The sequence below is a fragment of the Amycolatopsis sp. SID8362 genome (assembly GCF_010550475.1).
GTDB classification, from domain to species: domain Bacteria; phylum Actinomycetota; class Actinomycetes; order Mycobacteriales; family Pseudonocardiaceae; genus Amycolatopsis; species Amycolatopsis eburnea.
Genome location: NZ_JAAGNB010001431.1, coordinates 1 through 4911 on the forward strand (window position 1 = coordinate 1; position 4911 = coordinate 4911).

A 4911-nucleotide genomic window follows, 5' to 3' on the forward strand; every position below is an offset into this window, starting at 1 on the left:
CGACCTGCCGGAGGTCGAACGCGCCGCCGGTGCTCAGGCCGCTGCTGTCGACGACCAGGGTCCCGGCGGGCACCCCGCGGACGGCGTCGGCGATGCCGGCGAGCAGGTCGAGCCCGCTCTTGTGCGCGGTGGTCGCGCCGATCGCGTCGGCGGCGCTCGCCACGTTCCGGTCGATCAGCGACGGCCGGGAAAGGCCGTGTTCCAGCGAACCGTCGGCCCGCCGCGGGGTGAGCACGACCGAGCGCCGGTCCCCGCCGTCCGCGGCCGAGACGAGCACGACGCTGCTCTTGCCCGAGCCCTGCTGCGAGACGTTCCCGCTGTTCGCGGCGTCGCGCAGCACCGCGAGAACGGCGTCGGTGACGGCGGCCCGCGGCTCGTTCGCCGTCCCGCTGACGACCACGACGACCCGGTCCCCGCCGGCCGGGACGATGTTCCGCGCCGGCACCGCGCAGCCGCCCACGACCAGGCCCAGTGCCATCGTTCCGGCAAATGCCGCCCGAGTGACACGCGCTGGGCGCGGTGTCGCCTTCCGCAGGCTGAGCGGGGTGTTCTTGAGCTGCATGACGACCTCCCGACGGTCGATGAAGCAACCTCAGGTTGGCATTTGCCCTGTAACGATGTCAATTGACAAGGCGATGACATCAAGAAGTGGCCCCAGGTCGACGCCCTTTGTGTGATCAGGGGACGCTGAACGCCGGACTCAAACGGGCCGAATGGAGCAACTTGGCGGCTTCGCTGCGACGAGTGGCGGGACCGCGGCGCGCAAGTGCCATGCGGAGAAGGGCAAGTGACATCCGAGGGGTAGGCTGAGGCGATGGCGAGATACGACGCCACCGTCGAGGGCGTCCGGAGCGTCTTCCTCAAGCTGAGGACGCGCAGCGGGCTCACTGTCGAGCGCCTCGACGCCACCGAGGTCGACGTCCGCCTGCTCGCCGAGCTGCCCGCCGTCCGCCGCCGCACCAGCGAGACCGGCGCCTCCGAAGGCGAAGCGATCGTCGACGTCGTGACCGCCGCCGTCGCCGCGCTCGACCCGGCCGACCTCCTGATCGCGGACGCCGCGCTGGCCCTCGGTGTCCTCCGCGCGCGCGTGGGCGAGCGCCCCGAGATCGAGCGCCTGTACGCCGACGACCTGGGGGAGCGCCGCCGCGCGCTGGCCGAGGGGTGGGACGCCCTGCACGCGCTGGTCGGCGTCTCGAGCGAGTACCCGCCGCCGACGGTCCGCAGCCTGCGCGGCTCCATCGAGACCCGGACGCTGGGCGTGCTGGCCGAACGCTGCGTCCACGACGTCGAGCCCGTGGTGGCCGAGCCCGCCGGCGAAACCGTGGGCGCCGTCGTGGTGGTCGGCAGCGCGGTGACCGACCACGTCGTGGTTTCGGACGAGCTGCCCGAGGTCGGCGAGGCCGTCCAGGCGCAGTCCTTCGACGTGCACCCCGGCGGCAAGGGCCTGCTCCTCGCGATCGCCGGGCGGCGCCTCGGCCTCGACGCGCGGCTCGTCACCGCGATCGGCGGCGACTCCCAGGCACGGGACCTGCTGCAGTTCATGCGCAAGGAAGGCCTGTCGACCGCGCTGGTCAAGGAAACCCCCGGCGTCGCCAACCCGCGCGCGCTGGTGCTCGTCAGCCAGACCGGCGAGACCCGGTACCTCGGCTGGATGAACAAGGACGAGGTCTCGCTGTCCAGAGAGGACCTTCGCGCGCCGCGCGTGCGCGACGCGATGGCCGAAGCGGACGCCGTGCTGGTCACCCTCGAACCGCCGATGGACACGATCAAGTGGGCGCTGTCGGCTGCGGCCACGCAGGCGCGGAAACCCCTGGTGCTGCTGCAGGCTTCGCCGCCGCGCAGCGCTCCGCAGCAGCTCTACCGCCTGCTGCGCGGGGTCGACTACCTCGTCGGCCGCGAAGGCGAGCTGCGCCGGCTGCTGTCCGATCCGGACAGTCCACAATCACTCGACGAACTCGCCCGGCAACTGCTCGCCCTCGGGGTGGGCGCGGTCTGTGTCGTCGAGAATTTTGGTTGTAGTATCCGCTCGAGCGTGATCTCCCGCGACATCGAGGGCCCGCCGGTCCCGCTCGACGACGCACCAGGCGTCCGCGAAGCTTTTTCCGCGGCGCTCATCCAAAAACTCATTCAAGAGGGTGCCGGCCGGAGCCGCGAGGAAGCCCTGCACTGGGCGATCGCGGCGATGGCGACGAACCCGACTCTCGACGAGATCGCCGACTCGATGCCGGGTCTCGAGGAGGTCGAGCGCACCCTCGAGACCGACCAGACCCTGGAGACCCCGTGACCGGAGCAGTGGTGCACCAGCTGGAGGGTGCGGAGGGGGCGTTCCGCGCGATCGTCCTCGACGGCGGGCCCGGGTGGATGAACCCGCCGAGCGCGGCGGTGTACGGCGAGCCCGTGGACGGCTGCCCCGTCCGCATCCATTCCCGGTGCCTCTACGGCGAAATCTTCGAGTCCACGAACTGCGACTGCCGCTGGCAGCTGCAGGAATCCCTGCGCGTCATCCGCAAGCACGGCTCGGGCGTGCTGGTGTACCTCGACCAGGAGGGCCGCGGCGCCGGCCTGTTCGCGAAAGCGGAGGGGTACGAGCTGTCGCAGAAGCAGGGTCTCGACACCTTCGCGAGCTACGCGGCGCTGGGGTACAAGGCCGACAGCCGGTCCTACGGCGACGCCGCGGCGCTGCTCGCGCAGCTCGGGCTCACGTCGGTGCGGCTGCTGACCAACAACCCCGCCAAGATCTCGGCGCTCGAGGTGGCGGGAATCAAGGCGGAGATGTGCCAGCTGGTGCAGCCGGACCCGAGCCGCGAGACGGTGGGGTACCTGGCGGCCAAGGAAGTGCACGGGCACGCGATCCTGCCGCGGCCCGCCTGAGCCTCCCTGTCGATTCCGGGTCCGCCCGTTCGACGCACGGGTGACCACACCCGGACAAGGGAGGACTCATGACCCTGCTCGCAGGCAAGAACGCCATCGTCTACGGCGCCGCCGGCCGGATCGGCTCGGCCGTCGCCGCCGCTTTCGCCCAGGAAGGCGCCACCGTCTTCCTCGCCGGGCGGACCCTGGCGCGGCTGGAGGAGGTCGCCGGGCGCATCCGGGCGAACGGGGGCGCGGCCGAGACGGCGGAGGTCGACGCCCTCGACGAACGCGCCGTCGACGAGCACGCCGACGCCGTCGCCGCGCGCGGGAGCCTCGACGTCTCCTTCAACCTGATCTCGCACGGCGACGTCCAGGGCACGCCGCTGGCCGACATGGCGCTCGCGGACTACGAACGGCCGGTGCTGACCGCCGTGCGCACCCAGTTCCTGACCGCTCGCGCGGCCGCGCGGCACATGACCAAGCAGGGGGCTGGCGCCATCCTGCTGTTCGGGGGCGACGGCGATCCCGTGCGCGAGTACCCCGTCGGCGGGCTGCAGGTGGCCTTCCACGCGCTCGAGGCGATGCGCCGCCAGCTCGCCGCCGAGCTGGGGCCGCACGGGATCCGGACGGTGACGCTGCGGACGGGCGGCATCCCGGAGGTGCTCCCGGCCGGGTTCCCGGGCCGCGACGCGATCGAAAAGAGCATCGTGGGCAAGACGATGCTCGGCCGCGCGGCCACCCTCGCCGACGTCGGCGCGGTGGCGGCGTTCGTCGCGTCCGACCGGGCCCGCACGATGACCGCGGCCACGGTCAACGTCAGCGCGGGGGCGCTGGTCGACTAGCCCCGGGCTCGCCGACGGCGGCTGGCATGCGCCCCAAGGCGGCCTTGGTTGCGTCTGACGCACCGAAGGCCGCCTTGGGTGCGTCAGACGCACCGAAGGCCACATTGGGGCGCTGGACCGGCGCTCGGTACCTAATCCACCACCCGCCCGAGGAAGCCACGGATGTAGCCGGCGATGGCGTCGAGGTGCGTCTCCAGGGCGAAGTGCCCCGAGTCGAGCAGGTGGATCTCGGCTTCGGGCAGGTCGCGGGCGTAGGCGCGGGCGCCGTCGGCGATGAAGATCTCGTCGTTGGCGCCCCAGACGGCGAGCAGCGGCACCTGGCTGGTCCGGAAGTACTCGTGGAACTTCGGGTACAGGCCGATGTTGTGGTGGTAGCCGGCGAGCAGCGCCTGCTGGATCGCCGCGGCGCCGGGCCGGTCGAGCAGGGCCTGGTCGTGGATCCAGACGTCCGGGCTGACCAGCGACGGGTCGGGCACGCCGTCGAGGTACTGCGCCTTGGTGGCCTCAAGGGTGACCATGCCCCGCAGGTCGTCCTCGGTCAGCGTGCCGGCGGCGAGCTTCTGCGGCAGCCCGGCGCCCAGGCCTTCGACGTAGGCGTTGCCGTTCTGCGTGACGATCGCCGTCACCCGGTCCGGGTTGGCGGCCGCGATGCGCAGGCCGACCGGCGAGCCGAAGTCCTGGATGTAGAGCGCGAAGCGGGTCAGGCCGATCTGGTCGAGCAGGCCGAGCGTGAGGTCGGCGAGCGCGTCGAAGGTGTAGGCGAACTCCGCCACCGAAGGGGCGTCGGACGCGCCCGCGCCCAGGTAATCGGGGGCGACGACGTGGTAGCGGTCGGCCAGCGCCGGGATCAGGTGCCGGAACATGTGCGAGCTCGTCGGGAAGCCGTGGAGCAGCACGATCGTGGGTGCGTCCGCGGGCCCGGCCTCCCGGTAGAAGAGCCGGTGCCCGGCGACGGTGGCGTGGCGGTGGTGCACGGCGACCATCGGGTCCTCCTTGCGTCTCATGGTTACTTTTCTATTTATCCATGAGACGGGTAGGCTGTCAACGTGCCGGGGAAACTGGGCACCGGACTCGGGAGGCGGACGTGGTCACTGCGGCACCCGGCGAGGAGCGCTCGCCCGCGCTGGCGCTGGTCAACACCCGGCGCTTGAGCGCGGGCGGCAGCGTCGACGACCTCGCCGAACCGCACGGCGCCGCCGCCTGGCTGCGCCGGCAC

The 4911-nt window shown here is 72.0% G+C and carries 4 protein-coding genes and 1 pseudogene; 3 read left to right on the forward strand and 2 right to left on the reverse strand.

What is annotated here, in order from left to right:
- Window positions 1-478 (reverse strand): annotated as a pseudogene (locus G3I65_RS44175) (hypothetical protein); the annotation flags it as partial.
- 336 nt (window positions 479-814) lie between these two features.
- Between G3I65_RS44175 and G3I65_RS44180 the strand changes: the two are divergent.
- From G3I65_RS44180 to G3I65_RS44190, 3 genes are all read left to right on the forward strand, one after another.
- Window positions 815-2284 carry a PfkB family carbohydrate kinase gene (locus G3I65_RS44180; protein WP_160701396.1) on the forward strand — a complete coding sequence of 490 codons (1470 nt, stop codon included), beginning with the start codon at window positions 815-817 and terminating at the stop codon, window positions 2282-2284.
- A complete protein-coding gene (gene ribA, locus G3I65_RS44185; RefSeq protein ID WP_160701397.1) occupies window positions 2281-2871 on the forward strand; it encodes a GTP cyclohydrolase II RibA in 591 nt (196 codons plus the stop codon). The genes G3I65_RS44180 and ribA overlap by 4 nt, the downstream gene beginning before the upstream one ends.
- Before the next feature lie 68 nt (window positions 2872-2939).
- Window positions 2940-3695, forward strand: coding sequence for an SDR family NAD(P)-dependent oxidoreductase (locus tag G3I65_RS44190; protein WP_160701398.1), 756 nt, complete (start codon window positions 2940-2942; stop codon window positions 3693-3695).
- Window positions 3696-3826: 131 nt separating this feature from the next.
- Here the strand turns inward: G3I65_RS44190 and G3I65_RS44195 are convergent, their stop codons facing one another.
- Window positions 3827-4678 (reverse strand): alpha/beta fold hydrolase, encoded by an 852-nt coding sequence (locus G3I65_RS44195; RefSeq protein WP_160701399.1) that lies wholly within the window; start codon window positions 4676-4678, stop codon window positions 3827-3829.
- Between the last annotated feature and the right edge of the window lie 233 nt (window positions 4679-4911).

Coding starts and splice junctions, on each gene's coding strand:
- G3I65_RS44195 (WP_160701399.1), bottom strand. CDS start 4,678: ATGGTCGCCGTGCACCACCGCCACGCCACCGTCGCCGGGCACCGGCTC.
- G3I65_RS44190 (WP_160701398.1), top strand. CDS start 2,940: ATGACCCTGCTCGCAGGCAAGAACGCCATCGTCTACGGCGCCGCCGGC.
- G3I65_RS44180 (WP_160701396.1), top strand. CDS start 815: ATGGCGAGATACGACGCCACCGTCGAGGGCGTCCGGAGCGTCTTCCTC.